Source organism: Sphingomonas aestuarii (assembly GCF_054457155.1).
In genome coordinates, this window is the sequence record NZ_JBTKVV010000012.1 from 1 (window position 1) to 15,931 (window position 15,931).

Below are 15,931 nucleotides of genomic sequence, written 5' to 3' on the forward strand. Positions count from 1 at the left end.
CAAGCAGACCGTCTGGTCTAGCGGGCCGAGCTTGGGGAAGCAGACATTTGAGCGAACCAATTGCCCAGACGGCAGTCGCCGATAAAACCGCCCGTCCCTGCCGCGAGCCGGCTCGTCGGAAGTTGTCCTTCGTTTATTTTCGACCAGAGGTAGCGGGCGGCCTGTTCCGTATTATAACGCGGGTAATCGCGATCCAGTCTTGGACCGAGTGACCTCATCGGCAACCGCGCCTACGGTCCGGGCTTTCAGGGAGAACTCGGAGCATATGCACCGGCCGTGCGGTGACCCTTCGGACTTGATCCGGGGCATTCCGGCGAAGGCATGGAACGTGCAGCCCTCCTCCGCGTCATGACTATGCCACAGAAAGGACAGGAGATGAGCGAGCGCTTTACCGACACCCTGCGGAAGGCAAGCGAACCGACATGGTCGCAGGCTGTGGACCACCGCTTCGTGATCGAACTGTTCGCCGGCAGTGTGCCCGACAAGGTGATGGCTTCCTATCTGGTTCAGGATTATCGCTTCCTCGACAGCTTTCTCACGCTGCTGGGCGCGGCCATGGCGGCGACCGACAGCTTCGAGGCGCGCCTACGGTTGGGACTGTTCACCGGCATGGTGTCGGGGGAAGAGAATACCTACTTTCTGCGCTCGTTCGAGGCGCTTGGCGTCAACGAGCAGCAGCGGGCGGAAGCGCCCGACATGCAGCCCACCGCCGGGTTCAAGGCGATCATGCGCGAAGCGGCCGCCACGCGCTCCTACGCGGCGGCGCTTGCCGTTTTGAACGTTGCCGAATGGCTCTATCTCGACTGGGCAATCAAGGCACCGCAGCCTTTGTCGGCGAACTTCGTCCATGCCGAATGGATCACGCTGCATGACAATCCTGATTTCCGGGATTTCGTGGCGTTCCTGCGCTCGGAACTGGACCGCGTAGGACCATCCGAACCCGATGTCACTCGTGACTTCTTCCTCCGCGCCGTTGCACTGGAGCTGGCCTTTTTCGATTCGGCCTATGAGGGTGAAGCCTGAACCATGGATATCTTCGATCGCCTGAAAGCCGCCGCACAAGCCGACTGGGACAGCTATGTCGATCATGCGTTTGTCCAACAACTGGGTAACGGGAGCTTGCCCGAGGCGGCGTTCCGCACCTATCTCGTGCAGGATTACCTGTTCCTGATCCAGTTCGCCCGCGCCTGGGCGCTGGCGGCCTATAAAAGCCGGACGATTGCCGATATCCGCGCCGCGCAGGCTGGCCTAGCCTCCATTCTCGACGAGACGGAATTGCATGTCCGCCTTTGCGGCCGCTGGGGCCTGTCACCTGAAGGACTGGAAGCCGCGCCGGAACATCAGGCGACGGTGGCCTATACCCGCTTTGTGCTGGACTGCGGCGCTGCCGGCGATCTGCTCGATCTGCATGTGGCGCTCGCCCCCTGTGTCATCGGCTATGCCGAGATCGGCAGGAAGCTCGCATCCGGCGGTATCGATGCGCTGGACAATCACCCCTACAGGGAATGGATCAGCGAATATGCCGGCGATGGCTATCAGGGAGTCGCCGATGCCGCCCGCCATCATCTGAACGATCTCGCTGCCCGGTCCATGACCGATCAACGTTTTTCCGAGCTTGCCACCCTGTTCGGCCAAGCCTCACGGTTGGAAGCGGATTTCTGGCAAATGGGACTCTATGGCGCGACTGAGAAACGCATTGCGCGTTAACGCTCGCGGGGGACCTAGGGTCGCTGCGGTCGACAGCCAGGAACGATTGGGGTTGCGATCAGCGCCGCCGGCTGACTTGGTCTAGCCGATCCGGACCAGATGCTTGCCATCCTCTTGCTGCGTGAAACTGCAGGACAGGCCCAGAAAACGCTCGATCACCTCAGCTGCCGTCCGGCTATGCTGAGTGGGCTTCACAGTGGTGAAGGACCCACCGCCGGCGACAGCGAAAGGTAAGAGCATCTGATCTGCCAAATACGGCCCCGCTAATGCGTCCGATGCCAAATATCCTGCCATCCGGTTGGCCGCCACGGTCGCTAGCTTTTCGGCCGACACGCCCAGCTTGCCAAATCCACTGACGAGTTCGGTCACGTTCTCAAAAGCTGCTTCGAGCATGAGGATGGTACCTGGCCCCTGATCGCCGGGCAGTTCGCGAATGGCAAATGCCTCTTCCGGCCAATCGGCGAGGGTTTTTCGTGCTGCCTTGATCTCACGCTCGGCGACGTCGGCAGGAATATCCGCGAAGAGCGCCATCGCAGATCGGTCCATCAGCGCACCACGATCAACACAGTTGATCCGCCGCAACGGTGCGGGTTTGATCTCGATCTCAATCCGGCCTCCACCGCGCGGATAAAAGCCGTGGCGCACGAGCTTGGCGGTTACCGTCGGGCCCATACGGTTAATGATCGGCAGGAACGACCGCTCGATGAAGTCGAATGGCGGCGCCATCATGTTGTGCGTACCGCCCTCTAACACCAACCGCGATGGTGCGTCGGCGAGCAACAAGGGGATCAGCACGGTCTGGAGAACCAGCCCGGTACTGCCGGCGGTTCCTACCGCAAAATGATATTCGCCGGGTCGGACGCTGCCTGGCGTGAACGTAAATTCTGTCGAGCCGACAGCCAGACCTTCGCAAGTGGCTCCACCGATTACACACGCAGCCTCGATTGCCGTGACGTGCTGGCGCATCAGCCCCGGTTTTTCGCGGCCCCCGCGCACATTGGTAATACGGAACGGCTGGCCACTGACCAGAGACAGCGCGCAAGCATTACGCACGATCTGTCCCCCGCCTTCGCCTTCCGATCCGTCGATGATGATCATTGTTCTTCTCTCGGTGGACGGCGGCTTGAAGGGCGTTAGCCCTTCACGCACACCACCTGCTTCAGCGTGTGAACGATTTCGACCAGGTCCGACTGCGCGGCCATGACGGCCTCGATCGGCTTGTAAGCCCGCGGGCTTTCGTCGATCACGCCTTCGTCCTTCCGGCACTCAACCCCGGCCGTGTCGGCGATATGCTCGGCAAGCGTTACCTCCTTCTTGGCCTGCGTTCGAGACATCACTCGACCAGCGCCGTGCGAACAGCTGTCGAACGATTCCTTGTTGCCAAGACCGCGAACGATGAACGACTTAGCGCCCATCGAGCCCGGGATAATGCCCATCACGCCTTTCGCCGCGCGCACGGCGCCCTTACGGGTTACGAGCACATTCTCGCCGAAGTGGTTTTCCCGCGTTACGTAATTGTGGTGGCAGTTTACTGCCTCCAACTCAGCCTCGAACGGCTTGGCGATCACCCCGCGCAGCGCACGGATGACATTGGTCATCATCATCCGCCGGTTGAGCGCTGCATAATCCTGCGCCCAGCCCACCGCTTCGACATAATCATCGAAGTGGTCAGTACCCTCGGCGAAATATGCGAGGTCCTGATCTGGCAAGTTAATGAACCACTTGCGCATGTCCTGCTTGGCTAACTCGATGAAAAAGGTGCCAATCGCGTTGCCGACACCGCGCGAACCAGAGTGCAGCATGACCCACACGCGCTGCTCGGTATCGAGGCAGACCTCGATGAAGTGATTGCCCGTGCCCAGCGTACCGAGATGGACCACGTTATTGGTCTTAGCGAGCTTCGGATACTTGGCCACGATTTGACCGAAGCGTTCGGCAATCGTCGCCCACGCCTCCACGATCGCCGGGGGCGGATCACCCCACGATCCTGTATCGCGGTTGCCGCGCCCGACCTTACGTCCAACCGGCACCGCGCGCTCGATCGCAGCACGCACGCCTTCAAGCGTGTCGGGCAGGTCGCTCGCCATCAGCGAGGTCCGCGCCGCCATCATGCCACAGCCGATGTCGACGCCTACCGCCGCCGGGATGATCGCACCCTTGGTCGGAATCACCGATCCAACAGTAGCACCGATCCCAACGTGAACATCGGGCATCGCTGCCACATGCTTGAAGATGAATGGCATCCGAGCCGCACGCGAGAGCTGATCGCGCGCCTTGTCATCGACCGGTACGCCTCGCGTCCACATTTTGATCGGCACGCCGCCTTCAACCTGCTGAAAATCGTAGTTGTCGCCCATCGAAACTCGTCCTCGTTCCGGCTTTGGGGCGGCCGGCCTATTCCGGCCGCCCCTCTCACCGCGGGTGCCGGGCTGTTCGACCTAACCCGGCACCATCAGCAGAGCACATCGCGTGCCAACCAACATGAATGCCCGCCAAATACGCATAGCAGGCTGAATTTCGGTCGTTTATTCTAAAATGCGTTGCGGCGATAATGGCCAGCCGGCTCACGTCACTTATCGACAGGGATACACTTTTATACCATAGTATCGTAATGAAGCCACTTGTCGTTATCGGATTTCTCGGCTCGACGCTTGATTCGAGCAAATTGGGCCCGTCTCGCTGGAATCAATGGCGACCCTCGGTTGGCCTCACCATGCACGAGGATCTCAGGGTTGATAGGCTGGTCCTTCTCCATGGCGGCGTACACCAGGGCCTGGCCGATTATGTGACGCAGGACATTGCATCCGTGTCGCCGGAAACGTCGGTTGAAACTCACGTGATGGATTTCAAAGACGCTTGGGATTTCGAGGAAGTCTACGGCAAGCTGCTCGATTTTGCGCGTGGCTATGCGTTCGATCCCGACGCTGAAGACTATTTGATACACATTACGACCGGCACCCATGTTGCGCAGATCTGCTTGTTCTTGCTGACAGAGGCGCACTACCTCCCTGGCCGGCTATTACAAACCCAGCCGCGCCGAGGCTCGGTCGATCCGGCAGGGGTGTGGAACATCATCGACCTCGATCTATCACGCTATGATAGTATCGCCACGCGCTTTGCCATCGTCAGTGCGGACAGCACGTCGTTCCTTAAATCGGGAATCGAAACGCGGAACGCCGCTTTCAACGCAATGATCGACGAGATCGAGCAAGTCGCGGTTCGCAGCCGAGCGCCAATCCTGTTGATGGGACCGACCGGTGCCGGCAAGAGCCAGCTCGCGCGGCGCATCTACGACCTCAAGCGGCTACGGCACCAAGTGCAGGGCCCGTTCGTGGAGGTCAATTGTGCGACCTTAAAGGGCGATAGCGCAATGTCAGCCTTGTTCGGACATAAGCGCGGCGCGTTCACCGGGGCGGCGAGCGATCGACCTGGACTGCTGCGCACGGCTGATACCGGGACGCTCTTCCTTGACGAGATCGGTGAATTAGGGCTCGACGAACAAGCGATGATTTTACGCGCCGTCGAGGAAAAACGCTTCCTTCCGATTGGCGCGGACAAGGAGGTGGGGAGCGACTTCCAGTTGATCGCCGGCACCAATCGCGACCTCGGTGCAAGCGTAGCCGATGGCAATTTCCGTGAAGACCTATTCGCTCGCCTTAATCTGTGGACGTTTACACTGCCCAGCCTCGCCGAGCGGCGCGAAGATATCGCTCCAAATCTCGACTACGAACTTGACAGATTTGCTGAACGAGAAGGCGAACGGATCACGTTTAACAAGGAAGCACGCGAGCGCTATTTGGAATTTGCGATCAGCCCCGCAGCGCGGTGGCCGGGCAACTTCCGCGACCTCGCGGCTAGTGTCACGCGCATGGCAACGTTCAGCCCAAAAGGTCGGATTGACCGGCCTCTGGCCGATGCTGAAATCGCGCGATTACAGCGAGCCTGGTCGGCCGCTGATGCAAACGATGATGGGCTTGCAAAGCTGCTTGCACCGGAAGCGATCGCGCTGCTCGATCCGTTCGATCGCGTGCAACTCGCGCACGTTGTTGCGGTTTGCCAGGAAAGCCGATCGCTTTCTGAAGCTGGCCGAAATTTGTTTGCTGCTTCTCGTGGCCAGCGTACGTCGACAAATGATGCTGATCGATTGCGCAAATATCTCGCGCGGTTTGACCTTAGTTGGGGGCTGCTGATTGACAATTAATGGGCCGGTTGCTGACAGGCAGCCTTCGGTTCGCAAACGGCGAAAGCTGCCCTTCCTAAGCCCGTTGATCTGGCCCGTGTGGCATGTTTGTTATGGGCGCACTTTGTAGCCCGCCACTACGACTGCCTCACGGTTCGATGGAAGGATATTTGCGCTACCGTCGATCACCCGCCACCGATCATGAGCTTGGCGAATTCTGCTTTGCCTCGACTCGCCAGCGGGAGAATGTCCGTTCGGAAACACCGATCTCGCGACACGCTTCAACGACGCCCCGACCGGACTTTATCAACAAAGAGATCGCCTCGTATTTCGCCTGTTTGCCCGAAATCTCGGTCATTCTCCAACACCAAAATTGCCATTAGCGATCATATCCCGCGCCCCTGAAAAAAGGTCGGTGCTCGACCTGCGGCCAATGCATCGTCGCCTGGATGGGCCGACAGCTGATCGAACGCATCGTGCTGCGACAGGAATACTTGGCCCGTCAGGTCGTGGAGCAGGTGGGATCGCTTCAGCCGGTCCATCACCGGGCCCTTTACCTCGGACAGGTTCAGGCTGATTCCGGCATCGCCCAAGCGGTGATTGATTGCCTCCAGGCTTTCCAGCGCGGATGCATCGACGCCGTTAACCGCCGAGCACATCAGCACGACATGGCGCAATTCGGGATGGTCCGCGACCTGCTCGAGCACATATTCCTCGAGCCAGCGGGCGTTGAGATAGGTGAGTGATTCGTCGATCCGGATCGTCAGCAAATGCGGCAGCGTCATCACCTTGTGCCGCTTCACGTTGCGAAAATGCTCGGTATCGGGAACGCGCCCGACAATTGCGGCGTGCGGGCGCGATGCATTCCAGAGATAGAGCAGCAGGCTGATCGCAACGCCTGCGATCACGCCCGTCTCGACGCCGGCAAGCAGTGTCACGCCGATCGTCGCTGCGGTGGCAGCGAAGTCCGCCTTCGAATAGCGCCAAAGCGACGCGGGGGTCTTGAAATCGACCAAGCTCAGTACCGCAACGATGATGGTCGCAGCCAGCGTCGCAATCGGCAGGCTGTAGAGCAATGGCGTCAGGAACAGCGACGCGAGCGCGATCCCGACCGCGGTGAATGCCCCCGCCGCGGGCGTTTCCGCGCCCGCGTCGAAATTCACGACCGAGCGTGCAAAGCCGCCCGTCACCGGATAGCCGCCCGAAAAGGCCGAAGCGAGATTGGACGAGCCGAGGCCGATCAGTTCCTGGTCGGGGCTGATCCGCTGACGCCGTTTCGCCGCGAGCGTCTGTGCGACCGACACCGATTCGACAAACCCGATGATCGAGATCAGCAGCGCCGGGACCCAGAGTTTCGCCCATAAATCGAGATTGATGCCCGGAAGGCCGAACGGCGGCAGGCCTGACGGAATGGTGCCGACAACCCGTACGCCCTTTGCTTCCAGATCGAACGCAAGCACCGCTGCGATGGTCGCAGCGACCGCAGCGACCGGCCCTGCCTTCACGATCATGTCGGCAGGGCGCGGCGGCATGCCTACGCCAAGCATCAATGGCTTCAACCCCTTGCGGATCCAGAACAGGAACGCGGTCGCGGTAACGCCGATGACGAGCGTCCACGGATTGATGCTGCCGATATCGGCGGCCATCGACCCGATCAGCCGGGGCATGGTTTCGCCTTCGCCGGCGATGCCGAGCAGGTGCCTGACCTGGCTGGTGGCGATGATGATCCCGCTGGCGGTGATGAAGCCCGAGATGACGGGGTGCGACAACAGGTTGGCGAGGAAGCCCAGGCGCAGGAAACCCATCACCGCCAGCATAATGCCCGACAATAAGGCGAGCGTCAGGGCCGCCTCGATATATTCGGGGCTGCCGGGCGCTGCGACCGCCCCCGCCGCCGCCGCCGTCATCAGCGATACGACCGCGACCGGTCCCACCGCAAGCGTGCGGCTGGTCCCGAAAATGGCATAGGCGACCAGCGGCAGGATCGACGCATAAAGGCCGATGACCGGAGGCAGTCCCGCGAGCAGCGCATAGGCCAGGCTTTGCGGGATCAGCATGATTGTGACGATCACCGCCGCCAGCATGTCCGCCGACAACGTTGCCCCTGTATAGCGGCGGCCCCAGTCAAGAATCGGAAAATAGCGCGCGAGCATCAACAGCGGACCAGACCTGGATCGGAGTGCGTGGGGTGTCAGGCGGCGTTGCGGACCGCGTCGACCGGCTGCGGCTTCACCAGCCATTCATGGCCCTTCAGCATGCCGTTCCAATAGACCCAGGGCAACGCCTCGGACTTCAGCAGCCAGGACAGCTTCTGCGGCTTGGTGCCGTCGATCAGCCATTTCGGGAAACTGGGGAGCAGCTTGCCGCCATAACCGAATTCGGCGAGCACGATCCTGCCCTTTTCGACCGTCAATGGGCACGAACCATAGCCGTCATAACCCGCGACCGGAGTCCGCCCCTCCAGCATGGCGAGCAGATTGACCGCGACGATCGGCGCCTGCTTGCGCGCGGCAGCCGCGGTCTTGGCATTGGGCGTCGATCCACCATCGCCGAGCGCGAAGATGTTGGCGTGGCGGACATGCTGCAGCGTGACCTGATCGACCTCGACATAGCCGTTCGCGTCGGCGATCGGGCTGTCGGCAACGAATCCGAGCGCGCGTTGCGGTGGCGTGACGTGGATCATATCGAAATCGCGCGTCACTTCGCCCGCCTTCTCCCTGAAGGTCGCGCGCTTGGCCGGTCCATCGACCCCGACCAGCGTCGATTCGAACTGCAGGTCGATGCCGTATCGACGGACATAATCCATCAGCGCGGGGACATATTCCTTGACCCCGAACAGAGCCGCACCGGCATTGTGAAACTCGACCTGAATGTTCTTCAGGACGCCGCGCTCTTCCCAGGCATCGCACGACAGGTACATCGCCTTTTGCGGCGCGCCGGCGCATTTGATCGGCATCGGCGGCTGGGTGAACAGGGCCACGCCCTCGCGCAGGCGCTGCACCAGTTCCCAGGTGTAGGGCGCGCTGTCGTAGCCATAGTTCGAGGTGACGCCGTTCTTGCCCAACGTCTCGCGCAGCCCGGGAATGGCATCCCAGTCGAGGCAATTGCCCGGCGCCACGACCAGCGCGCGGTAACCGATCGTGCGCCCGGTATCGAGCGTGACTTCATTGTTCTCGGGTTGGAAAGCAGAAACCGCCGCCTTGATCCATTGGACGCCCCTGGGCATCACCGATGCCATCGGACGGGCGGTCACGTCGGGCTCGAAAATCCCGCCGCCGACCATCGTCCAGCCGGGCTGGTAGTAATGCGTGTCGCGCGGCTCGACGATCGCGATGTCCAGCTTCGGCGCTCGCTTTAGAAGGGAGGCCGCCGTGGCGATGCCGCCTGCGCCGCCGCCCACGATGACGATGTCGTGACGTTGCGTCATTTGCCCGATCCTCCCGATACGGCGTTCATGCGGGCCCGGTGCGCGCCCAGATCGTAACCGGCCGCCTGGGCGTCCTTGAGCACGGCATAGACCGGGCGCTTCTGCACCTCGCCCAACGCCCACAAGGTCGCGGACCGGGTGCCGGTGCGACAGAATGCGGCCACCGGGCCGTTGGCGTCTGCCACCGCGCGGGCGAAACGCGCGACGTCGTCATCGCCGATTCCGTTGCCTGTGACGGGGATGTGATGATAATCCAGCCCGGCCGCTTGCGCAGCGGCAGCGAGCGTTTCGGACGTCGGCTGGTCCGGCTCCTCGTCGTCGGGTCGGTTATTGATGATCGCGGCAAAGCCCTTGTCCGCTGCATCGCGGATGTCGGCAGCGGTCATCTGGGGTCGGACGCTCAGTTTGTCGGTCAGCCGGTTCACGGACGAGCTCCTTTCAACGAGTGGTGGCGGCGGTTCGCGGGCGCTGGACGAACCAGGCGGCGGCGAATCCGACGATCATCGCGGCGGTGAATATCGCCGCCTTGTCGGGCGCGATTGCAAAGGCGGCGAGCGCGGGTCCGGGGCACAGGCCGCCAAGACCCCAGCCGATGCCGAACAGCGCCGATCCGCCGATCAACGGCGCGGTAATCGTGCTGGTGTCGGGCAAATGGAAGCGGTTGTCGGCCAACGGCGCGCGCTGGCTGCGCTGAATGATCCACGCGATCGCCATCGGGATCATCGCGCCGCCCATGACGAAGGCAAGCGTCGGATCCCATGTACCGAACAGGTCGAGGAAACCGCGCACGCGCACCGGGTCGAGCATGCCCGATACCGCGAGCCCCGCGCCGAACAGCGTGCCCGAAATCAGGCCAACGAGAATGCGTCCCATCACCAGCCGCCTCCCAGCGCATTGACCACTGCGACCGTGACGAAACCGGCGACCATGAAGGTCAGGGTCGCCGCGATCGAACGCTTCGACAGCCGGGACATCCCGCACACGCCGTGGCCACTGGTGCACCCCGATCCGAGCCGCGTTCCGAAACCGACGATCAGTCCGGCGGCGACGAGTGTCAGCGCGCTCATCGGAAACCGCGACACTACCGGCCCCGCGATAAGCGCGACAATGGCCGCGCCGATGGGCAGGCCGAGGATGAACGCCCAGGCCAGTCCGCGCGGCGTGCCGCCGTCCGAAAGGCCGAAGGCGCGCGCGGCCATACCGCTGACACCGGCGATCCGACCCGCACCGAGCAGCATGATCGCCGCCGCGACGCCGATCATCAATCCGCCGATCAGGCCCTGTACGGGCATTGCGTAATCAGGCATCACAAAACATCCAGCGGCAGCTTGAGGTAACGGGTGCCGTTCGCTTCCGGCTCGGGCAGGTGACCCGCCCGCATGTTGACCTGGATCGACGGCAGGATCAGCTTGGGCATGCCAAGCGTCGCATCACGCTTTTCGCGCATCTCGACAAAGCGGTCCTCGTCGACCCCGGTATGGACATGGACATTGGCGTCCTGTTGCTGCGCGACGGTGGTTTCCCAGACATAATCGTCGCGGCCCGGCGCCTTGTAATCGTGGCACAGGAACAGCCGCGTCTCGCGCGGCAGGCTGAGCAACCGCCGGATCGACCGATAGAGCTGGCGCGCGTCACCCCCCGGGAAGTCCGCGCGCGCGGTACCGTAATCGGGCATGAAGATGGTGTCGCCGGTGAACACTGCGTCACCCACGACATAGGCGAGATCCGCCGGGGTGTGGCCTGGCAGATGCAGTGCCATGGCCGGAATAGACCCGATCATGAACCGGTCGCCATCCGCAAACAGATGATCGAACTGCGATCCGTCGCGCTCGAACGCGGTGCCTTCGTTGAAGATCTTGCCGAATACCGCCTGCACGGTGGTGATGTCGCGCCCGATGGCGAGCTTTCCACCCAGTTTCTGCTGCAGATAGGGCGCCGCCGACAGGTGATCGGCATGGGCATGGGTTTCGAGCAGCCATTGGACCTTCAGGTCATGCTGTTCGACATAGCCAACGATAGCATCGGCCGAAGCGAAGGATGTGCGTCCCGATGCCGGATCGAAATCCAGCACCGAATCGATGACCGCTGCCTCATGACTGTCGGGATCATGGACGACATAGGATGCGGTATTGGTCGGCTCGTCGAAAAAGGCGTGCACGACAGGAATAGGGTTCACGCCGTCGCGCGTCGCGGCGACGATCGTCTGCGCTTCGGAAAGCGGAACATCGGTCGGGGCAGTCATTCGACTCTCCACAATTTCTCGGTTACACTTATTTGATAATCGTGTATGCATGTTGCGTCAAGCCGCCTGCTCCGCAATGGTGCAATCATGATGAGTGAAAGGTTCGATTTGTCTGCTGCACCCCTTCCCGCCTGTTCGCCGCTCCGTTTGGGCGAAGTTGCGCCGGACTTTACCGCGCGCTCGACCCGCGGGGTGTTGACCCTGTCCGATCTGCGTGGGCGCTGGGTCGTACTGTTCTCGCACCCGGCAGACTTCACCCCGGTCTGCACCAGCGAGTTCGTCGCGCTGGCGCGGGCGCGCGACAGGTTCGAGGCGCTGGGCGCCGAATTGGTCGCGCTGTCGGTGGACAGCCTGTTTTCGCACCTTGCCTGGATCCGCGCGATCCACGACCGGTTCGGGGTAGCCGTCGACTTTCCGATCATCGAGGATCCGACGCTGGAAATCGCGCGGGCTTACGGGATGATCGGCCCCGATGCGGTCGACGCCAGCGCGGTGCGTTCGACCTATTTTCTCGATCCCGAAGGCGTGCTGCGGGCTTCGACCTGTTACCCGGCAAGCGCGGGGCGCTCGGTCGAAGAGATGCTGCGCTTGCTGGCAGCCCTGCAGCGCGTGCACGACGGCAGCGCGCTGGCACCGGAGGGCTGGACGCCGGGCGACGATGTGCTGCGCGTGCCCAGCCAGTCCGTCGCGGACGTTCTTGCATCGGACAGCGGGACCGACTGGTTTTACGCGACGATGCCCGACGGAAAGCGCTGAACATGGACATTGCAAAGGTCGATCTGGAGGCAAGCGCCGAATTGCTGCGTGCCTTGGCGCATCAGGTACGCCTGTCGCTGCTTCGCGCGTTGGTCGATGGCGAACGATCGGTCGGCGAGATCGAGCACGCCACAGGAGTCGGCCAGCCGGGCCTGAGCCAGCAACTGGGCGTGTTGCGAAAAGCCGATCTGGTTGAAACGCGGCGGGACGCGAAACTGGTCTTCTACCGCATCAATCACGACCGCATGGCACAGGTAAGTGCCTTGCTCGACGCCTTCGCCGGAACGGTCGCGGTCGCGCGCGAGGATGCTGTCGCCAGCCGGATGCGAAGCGGGGGCGGCGCCGCCATGTTTGCACGGATCAATCCGCAGCGAACACGCTAAAGGCCGGTACGGCGGTTCCGGTTACTCAGGCCTTCGGGCCACCAAATCAATTAAAGCGGACATTCCGCTGTGCCCCGGCCCTTCTTCAATCACGCTATCATGGATGGCAAGGTGCTCGACCTCCCAACCGGCGAACGCCTGCCTTAGCATCGCCTCGGTATACATGTTCTCGGCGACCGGCGGGCCGCCCGTTCCGTAAGCAAGTTGTTCGGGCCGATAGCCTTGGAGCAGGATCACGCCGCCGGGACGGGTTGCCCGCATCATGCCCGCCAGCATGGCGGCGCGCCCTGACGGCCCTGCAAACTGAATGAAAATGGCAACGACGGCGTCATAAGCCCCGTCCGGCCAATCCCAGTCCAGCAAATCGGCCACCATCAACTCGATCGAGACGCCGCGCCGGGCCGCCAGCGCACGGGCTTTGGCCTGACCCGTGTGGGACGCATCGACGGAAACGATGCGGTGCCCCATTTCCGCCAGCCAGACGCCGTTGCGGCCTTCGCCATCTGCCACGGCCAGCACCTTCGAGTCTGGCGCCAGGCGATCAGCCTGTTCGACGAGAAACCGGTTCGGTGCCTCGCCAAACACATAAGTGTCGGTATCAAACCGGTCATTCCAGCGATCGATGTCGTTCATTCTGCAGCCTTCATTTGAGATGTGTCGGTCAGCACGCTTGAAAGTGGAAAGCGCAAAACCGCGACGAGACCGCCTGGCGCGTGAGCGAATTGCGTGCGGCAGGCACGCCGGTATTCGTCGACTTCACGGCGGATTGGTGCCTGATCTGCCAGGTGAACAAGCGGATCGCGATCGACCGCCCCGATACGCGCGACGCGTTCGCGCGCGCCGGCGTCGTCACCCTGGTCGCCGATTGGACGCGCGGGGATCCGGCGATCACGCGGTATCTCGCCAGCCGCGGTCGCAACTCCATTCCCTATTATCTCTATGCGCCTCAAGGTGCAGAGCTGAGGGAATTGCCGCAGGTGCTGACCAGCGACTTGCTCGTCGCGCAAGCCGCTGGTCGGTGACGTGATCGCTCAATCGACCTTTACGGTGCGAAGATAGGCGCGATGCTCGACCCATCCTTGCGGGAAAAGCGTGCTCGCCTCTTCGTTGGAGATCGACGGCGGAATGATGACATCCTTGCCCGGTCGCCAGTCGGCGGGCGTCGCGATCCGCTTGGCATCGCCAAGTTGCAGGGCATCGATCACCCGCAGGATTTCATCGAAGTTGCGGCCAACGCTCATCGGGTAGGTCATGGTTAGCCGGATTTTCTTTTTCGGATCGATGATGAACACCGAACGCACCGCTGCGGTCTCGCTCTGATCGGGATGGATCATATCGTACATCTTCGCGATCGACAGATCGGCGTCCGCGACAATCGGGAATTTAAGCGTGGTGTGCTGAGTGTCATCGACATCCGCGATCCATTTGCGGTGCTCTTCCGCGGTATCGGTGGACAGTCCCAGCGGCTTGACGTTGCGCTGCTCGAATTCGCTCGCAAGCTGCGCCGTGCGTCCCATTTCCGTCGTGCATACGGGCGTGAAATCGGCCGGGTGGCTGAAGAAGAATACCCAGCTGTCGCCCGCCCATTCGTGCAGGGTGATCCGGCCATCCTGTGTGTCGACGGTGAAATCGGGCGCGGTATCGCCAATGTGCAATGTCATGATCGTCTCCTCTTGTGGAATTGGATCCTGCTTAGGCCAAGAGGGCGCGATCGACCATTACGATATTTCGATTAGAGTAATCGTGTAATCGATGTGGCCTCGAGGGGCCGATCTGTGATAGGCATAACCAACGTTACTCAGGAGGCTCTATGGAGATCATCGAATTCGACACCTCGCGTGTCGGCGCATTGTGGGACGCAGCAACGGGCAGTTGGCAATATGTCCTGATCGATCGCGCAACCAATGACGCAGCGATCATCGATCCGGTGCTTGATTACGATCCGAACGCAGGCGCGATTTCGACAAGGAACGCCGACGCGCTGATCGACTTCGTGCGCGAACAGGGCGCGACCGTACGCTGGGTTCTGGACACCCACCCGCATGCCGATCATTTTTCCTCTGCGCCTTATATCGCGGGAAAGCTGGGCGCGCCGCGCGCCATCGGCGAGAAGGTTACCGGCGCTCAGAAGCTGTGGGCGGATATCTATTGCCTTGACGACCTGCCGACCGACGGTTCGCAATGGGACCGGCTGTTCGCCGACGGCGACACCTTCAGCATTGGCGAAACCCAGGTGCGGGTCATGTTCTCACCGGGCCATACGCTTGCCTCGATAACCTATGCCACCGACGAAGTCGCCTTCGTTCACGATACGCTGATGATGCCAGACATGGGGACATCGCGCGCCGATTTTCCGGGCGGGAGTTCGAAAGCGCTCTACGCGACCATTCAGCAAATTCTCTCGCTGCCCGACGATACCGCATTGTTCATCGGACATGATTACGAACAGGACAGCCGCGACGTGGCATGCTGTGCCACCGTTGCCGAGCACAAGGCTTCGAACAAGCATGTGGGCGGCGGAAAGACCGAAGCCGAGTTCATTGAGCTGCGCGATGAACGCGATGCAACCTTGCCGCTGCCCAAATTGATGCTGGCGGCATTGCAGGTAAATATTCGCGGCGGCCGCGTACCCGACCCCGACCCTGCGGGCGGTCCTTCCTCAAGATACCCGTCGATTACTTCCAACCGCCAAAGAGGGACGTCGGATGAACGGCATCGCCAAACGGCTTGTGTGCGGCGTGATGCTTGTAAGCGCCCCGGTCGGCGCCCACGCGCAGAGCGCGAGCCATCCCGTGATTTCCAAGTTTGGCGGCATCAGCCCGATGCCCGACGCCGCAAACAAACCCGCGCCCGGCGAAACGCTTCGCGCGATCTTCAACATCACAAAACCGGCGACCGAGCCCAGTCGCCCCAATCCGAGCCTGGAAAAAATCGCAAGGTTCATCAATCTGACGGGATCGGTGGGCCACCGATCCCAAGCCCGCGATCTGATCGCCATCGTCCACGGTCCGGCGACGTCGCTCGTAATGTCCGACGCTGCTCATAACGCCCGCTTTGGTGTACCGAACCCGAATTCGCCGCTGATTGCCGCTCTGCTCGAGCAAGTCGTTGAAATTCACGTCTGCAGCCAAGCACTAGCTGGAAATAAGATTGATACCGATGATCTTGCCAACGGCATTGTTATAGATCTGTCTGCCATGACGACATTGGCACTATGCCAGGCCAGAGGCTAGGCG

Annotated in this window: 19 protein-coding genes; 8 read left to right on the forward strand and 11 right to left on the reverse strand. The window is 61.8% G+C overall.

The window, feature by feature from the left end; all coding sequences use genetic code 11:
* The first annotated feature begins 321 nt into the window (after positions 1-321).
* Both ACX0GZ_RS14480 and ACX0GZ_RS14485 read left to right on the forward strand, forming a co-directional pair.
* On the forward strand, positions 322-1,023 hold the full coding sequence (locus ACX0GZ_RS14480) for a TenA family protein (RefSeq protein ID WP_458817464.1): 702 nt from the start codon (positions 322-324) through the stop codon (positions 1,021-1,023).
* A gap of 3 nt (positions 1,024-1,026) precedes the next feature.
* Positions 1,027-1,707: a TenA family protein gene (locus ACX0GZ_RS14485; protein WP_458817465.1), complete on the forward strand. Its 681-nt coding sequence runs from the start codon at positions 1,027-1,029 to the stop codon at positions 1,705-1,707.
* Positions 1,708-1,788: 81 nt separating this feature from the next.
* Here ACX0GZ_RS14485 and rtcA read toward each other — a convergent pair whose 3' ends face one another.
* Together rtcA and ACX0GZ_RS14495 are read right to left on the reverse strand one after the other, a co-directional pair.
* The gene (rtcA, locus tag ACX0GZ_RS14490) at positions 1,789-2,805 is read right to left on the reverse strand and encodes an RNA 3'-terminal phosphate cyclase (RefSeq protein WP_458817466.1); all 1,017 of its coding nucleotides are present in this window, start codon (positions 2,803-2,805) and stop codon (positions 1,789-1,791) included.
* Between the two features lie 35 nt (positions 2,806-2,840).
* A complete protein-coding gene (locus tag ACX0GZ_RS14495; RefSeq protein ID WP_458817467.1) occupies positions 2,841-4,064 on the reverse strand; it encodes an RtcB family protein in 1,224 nt (407 codons plus the stop codon).
* A gap of 194 nt (positions 4,065-4,258) precedes the next feature.
* Between ACX0GZ_RS14495 and rtcR the strand changes: the two genes are divergently transcribed.
* Positions 4,259-5,908, forward strand: coding sequence for an RNA repair transcriptional activator RtcR (rtcR, locus tag ACX0GZ_RS14500; RefSeq protein WP_458817468.1), 1,650 nt, complete (start codon positions 4,259-4,261; stop codon positions 5,906-5,908).
* 178 nt (positions 5,909-6,086) lie between these two features.
* On the opposite strand, the gene ACX0GZ_RS14505 is transcribed toward rtcR, so the two are convergent.
* Genes ACX0GZ_RS14505 through ACX0GZ_RS14535 form a run of 7 tightly spaced genes read right to left on the reverse strand, consistent with a single transcriptional unit; the run spans position 6,087 to position 11,556 of the window.
* A complete protein-coding gene (locus ACX0GZ_RS14505) occupies positions 6,087-6,245 on the reverse strand; it encodes a transposase (RefSeq protein ID WP_458817469.1) in 159 nt (52 codons plus the stop codon).
* Positions 6,246-6,273: 28 nt separating this feature from the next.
* On the reverse strand, positions 6,274-8,127 hold the full coding sequence (locus ACX0GZ_RS14510) for a SulP family inorganic anion transporter (RefSeq protein ID WP_458817470.1): 1,854 nt from the start codon (positions 8,125-8,127) through the stop codon (positions 6,274-6,276).
* Positions 8,079-9,314, reverse strand: coding sequence for an NAD(P)/FAD-dependent oxidoreductase (locus ACX0GZ_RS14515; RefSeq protein WP_458817471.1), 1,236 nt, complete (start codon positions 9,312-9,314; stop codon positions 8,079-8,081). The genes ACX0GZ_RS14510 and ACX0GZ_RS14515 overlap by 49 nt, the downstream gene beginning before the upstream one ends.
* A complete protein-coding gene (locus tag ACX0GZ_RS14520) occupies positions 9,311-9,739 on the reverse strand; it encodes a protein tyrosine phosphatase family protein (protein WP_458817472.1) in 429 nt (142 codons plus the stop codon). Before ACX0GZ_RS14520 ends, ACX0GZ_RS14515 begins: the two co-directional genes overlap by 4 nt.
* 13 nt (positions 9,740-9,752) lie before the next feature.
* On the reverse strand, positions 9,753-10,187 hold the full coding sequence (locus ACX0GZ_RS14525) for a DUF6691 family protein (RefSeq protein WP_458817473.1): 435 nt from the start codon (positions 10,185-10,187) through the stop codon (positions 9,753-9,755).
* Complete coding sequence (locus ACX0GZ_RS14530; RefSeq protein WP_458817474.1) at positions 10,187-10,621, reverse strand: YeeE/YedE family protein; 435 nt, start codon at positions 10,619-10,621, stop codon at positions 10,187-10,189. The genes ACX0GZ_RS14525 and ACX0GZ_RS14530 overlap by 1 nt, the downstream gene beginning before the upstream one ends.
* The gene (locus ACX0GZ_RS14535; protein ID WP_458817475.1) at positions 10,621-11,556 is read right to left on the reverse strand and encodes an MBL fold metallo-hydrolase; all 936 of its coding nucleotides are present in this window, start codon (positions 11,554-11,556) and stop codon (positions 10,621-10,623) included. The genes ACX0GZ_RS14530 and ACX0GZ_RS14535 overlap by 1 nt, the downstream gene beginning before the upstream one ends.
* A 90-nt stretch (positions 11,557-11,646) precedes the next feature.
* On the opposite strand from ACX0GZ_RS14535, the gene ACX0GZ_RS14540 reads away from it, so the two are divergent.
* Both ACX0GZ_RS14540 and ACX0GZ_RS14545 read left to right on the forward strand, forming a co-directional pair.
* Positions 11,647-12,312, forward strand: coding sequence for a peroxiredoxin (locus ACX0GZ_RS14540; RefSeq protein WP_458817476.1), 666 nt, complete (start codon positions 11,647-11,649; stop codon positions 12,310-12,312).
* A gap of 2 nt (positions 12,313-12,314) precedes the next feature.
* A complete protein-coding gene (locus ACX0GZ_RS14545; RefSeq protein ID WP_458817477.1) occupies positions 12,315-12,695 on the forward strand; it encodes a metalloregulator ArsR/SmtB family transcription factor in 381 nt (126 codons plus the stop codon).
* Between the two features lie 21 nt (positions 12,696-12,716).
* Here the strand turns inward: ACX0GZ_RS14545 and ACX0GZ_RS14550 are convergent, their stop codons facing one another.
* Positions 12,717-13,328 carry an SAM-dependent methyltransferase gene (locus tag ACX0GZ_RS14550; RefSeq protein WP_458817478.1) on the reverse strand — a complete coding sequence of 204 codons (612 nt, stop codon included), beginning with the start codon at positions 13,326-13,328 and terminating at the stop codon, positions 12,717-12,719.
* 80 nt (positions 13,329-13,408) lie between these two features.
* Between ACX0GZ_RS14550 and ACX0GZ_RS14555 the strand changes: the two genes are divergently transcribed.
* Positions 13,409-13,717 carry a thioredoxin family protein gene (locus ACX0GZ_RS14555; protein ID WP_458817479.1) on the forward strand — a complete coding sequence of 103 codons (309 nt, stop codon included), beginning with the start codon at positions 13,409-13,411 and terminating at the stop codon, positions 13,715-13,717.
* A gap of 9 nt (positions 13,718-13,726) precedes the next feature.
* Here ACX0GZ_RS14555 and ACX0GZ_RS14560 read toward each other — a convergent pair whose 3' ends face one another.
* Positions 13,727-14,356, reverse strand: coding sequence for a peroxiredoxin (locus tag ACX0GZ_RS14560; RefSeq protein WP_458817480.1), 630 nt, complete (start codon positions 14,354-14,356; stop codon positions 13,727-13,729).
* Between the two features lie 149 nt (positions 14,357-14,505).
* Here ACX0GZ_RS14560 and ACX0GZ_RS14565 point away from each other — a divergent pair, with 149 nt between their 5' ends.
* Together ACX0GZ_RS14565 and ACX0GZ_RS14570 are read left to right on the forward strand one after the other, a co-directional pair.
* Positions 14,506-15,741 (forward strand): MBL fold metallo-hydrolase, encoded by a 1,236-nt coding sequence (locus ACX0GZ_RS14565; RefSeq protein WP_458817481.1) that lies wholly within the window; start codon positions 14,506-14,508, stop codon positions 15,739-15,741.
* Positions 15,638-15,928, forward strand: coding sequence for a DsrE family protein (locus ACX0GZ_RS14570; RefSeq protein WP_458817482.1), 291 nt, complete (start codon positions 15,638-15,640; stop codon positions 15,926-15,928). The genes ACX0GZ_RS14565 and ACX0GZ_RS14570 overlap by 104 nt, the downstream gene beginning before the upstream one ends.
* Positions 15,929-15,931: the final 3 nt, after the last annotated feature.

What these genes read in the sequence shown, in the direction of transcription:
- ACX0GZ_RS14560 (WP_458817480.1), bottom strand. Translation starts at nt 14,356, where the DNA reads ATGACATTGCACATTGGCGATACCGCGCCCGATTTCACCGTCGACACA.
- ACX0GZ_RS14565 (WP_458817481.1), top strand. Translation starts at nt 14,506, where the DNA reads ATGGAGATCATCGAATTCGACACCTCGCGTGTCGGCGCATTGTGGGAC.
- ACX0GZ_RS14535 (WP_458817475.1), bottom strand. Translation starts at nt 11,556, where the DNA reads ATGACTGCCCCGACCGATGTTCCGCTTTCCGAAGCGCAGACGATCGTC.
- rtcA (WP_458817466.1), bottom strand. Translation starts at nt 2,805, where the DNA reads ATGATCATCATCGACGGATCGGAAGGCGAAGGCGGGGGACAGATCGTG.
- ACX0GZ_RS14495 (WP_458817467.1), bottom strand. Translation starts at nt 4,064, where the DNA reads ATGGGCGACAACTACGATTTTCAGCAGGTTGAAGGCGGCGTGCCGATC.
- ACX0GZ_RS14510 (WP_458817470.1), bottom strand. Translation starts at nt 8,127, where the DNA reads ATGGCTGGTGAAGCCGCAGCCGGTCGACGCGGTCCGCAACGCCGCCTG.
- ACX0GZ_RS14485 (WP_458817465.1), top strand. Translation starts at nt 1,027, where the DNA reads ATGGATATCTTCGATCGCCTGAAAGCCGCCGCACAAGCCGACTGGGAC.
- ACX0GZ_RS14525 (WP_458817473.1), bottom strand. Translation starts at nt 10,187, where the DNA reads ATGGGACGCATTCTCGTTGGCCTGATTTCGGGCACGCTGTTCGGCGCG.
- rtcR (WP_458817468.1), top strand. Translation starts at nt 4,259, where the DNA reads ATGGCCAGCCGGCTCACGTCACTTATCGACAGGGATACACTTTTATAC.
- ACX0GZ_RS14540 (WP_458817476.1), top strand. Translation starts at nt 11,647, where the DNA reads ATGAGTGAAAGGTTCGATTTGTCTGCTGCACCCCTTCCCGCCTGTTCG.
- ACX0GZ_RS14505 (WP_458817469.1), bottom strand. Translation starts at nt 6,245, where the DNA reads ATGACCGAGATTTCGGGCAAACAGGCGAAATACGAGGCGATCTCTTTG.
- ACX0GZ_RS14550 (WP_458817478.1), bottom strand. Translation starts at nt 13,328, where the DNA reads ATGAACGACATCGATCGCTGGAATGACCGGTTTGATACCGACACTTAT.
- ACX0GZ_RS14480 (WP_458817464.1), top strand. Translation starts at nt 322, where the DNA reads ATGGAACGTGCAGCCCTCCTCCGCGTCATGACTATGCCACAGAAAGGA.
- ACX0GZ_RS14530 (WP_458817474.1), bottom strand. Translation starts at nt 10,621, where the DNA reads ATGCCTGATTACGCAATGCCCGTACAGGGCCTGATCGGCGGATTGATG.
- ACX0GZ_RS14515 (WP_458817471.1), bottom strand. Translation starts at nt 9,314, where the DNA reads ATGACGCAACGTCACGACATCGTCATCGTGGGCGGCGGCGCAGGCGGC.
- ACX0GZ_RS14545 (WP_458817477.1), top strand. Translation starts at nt 12,315, where the DNA reads ATGGACATTGCAAAGGTCGATCTGGAGGCAAGCGCCGAATTGCTGCGT.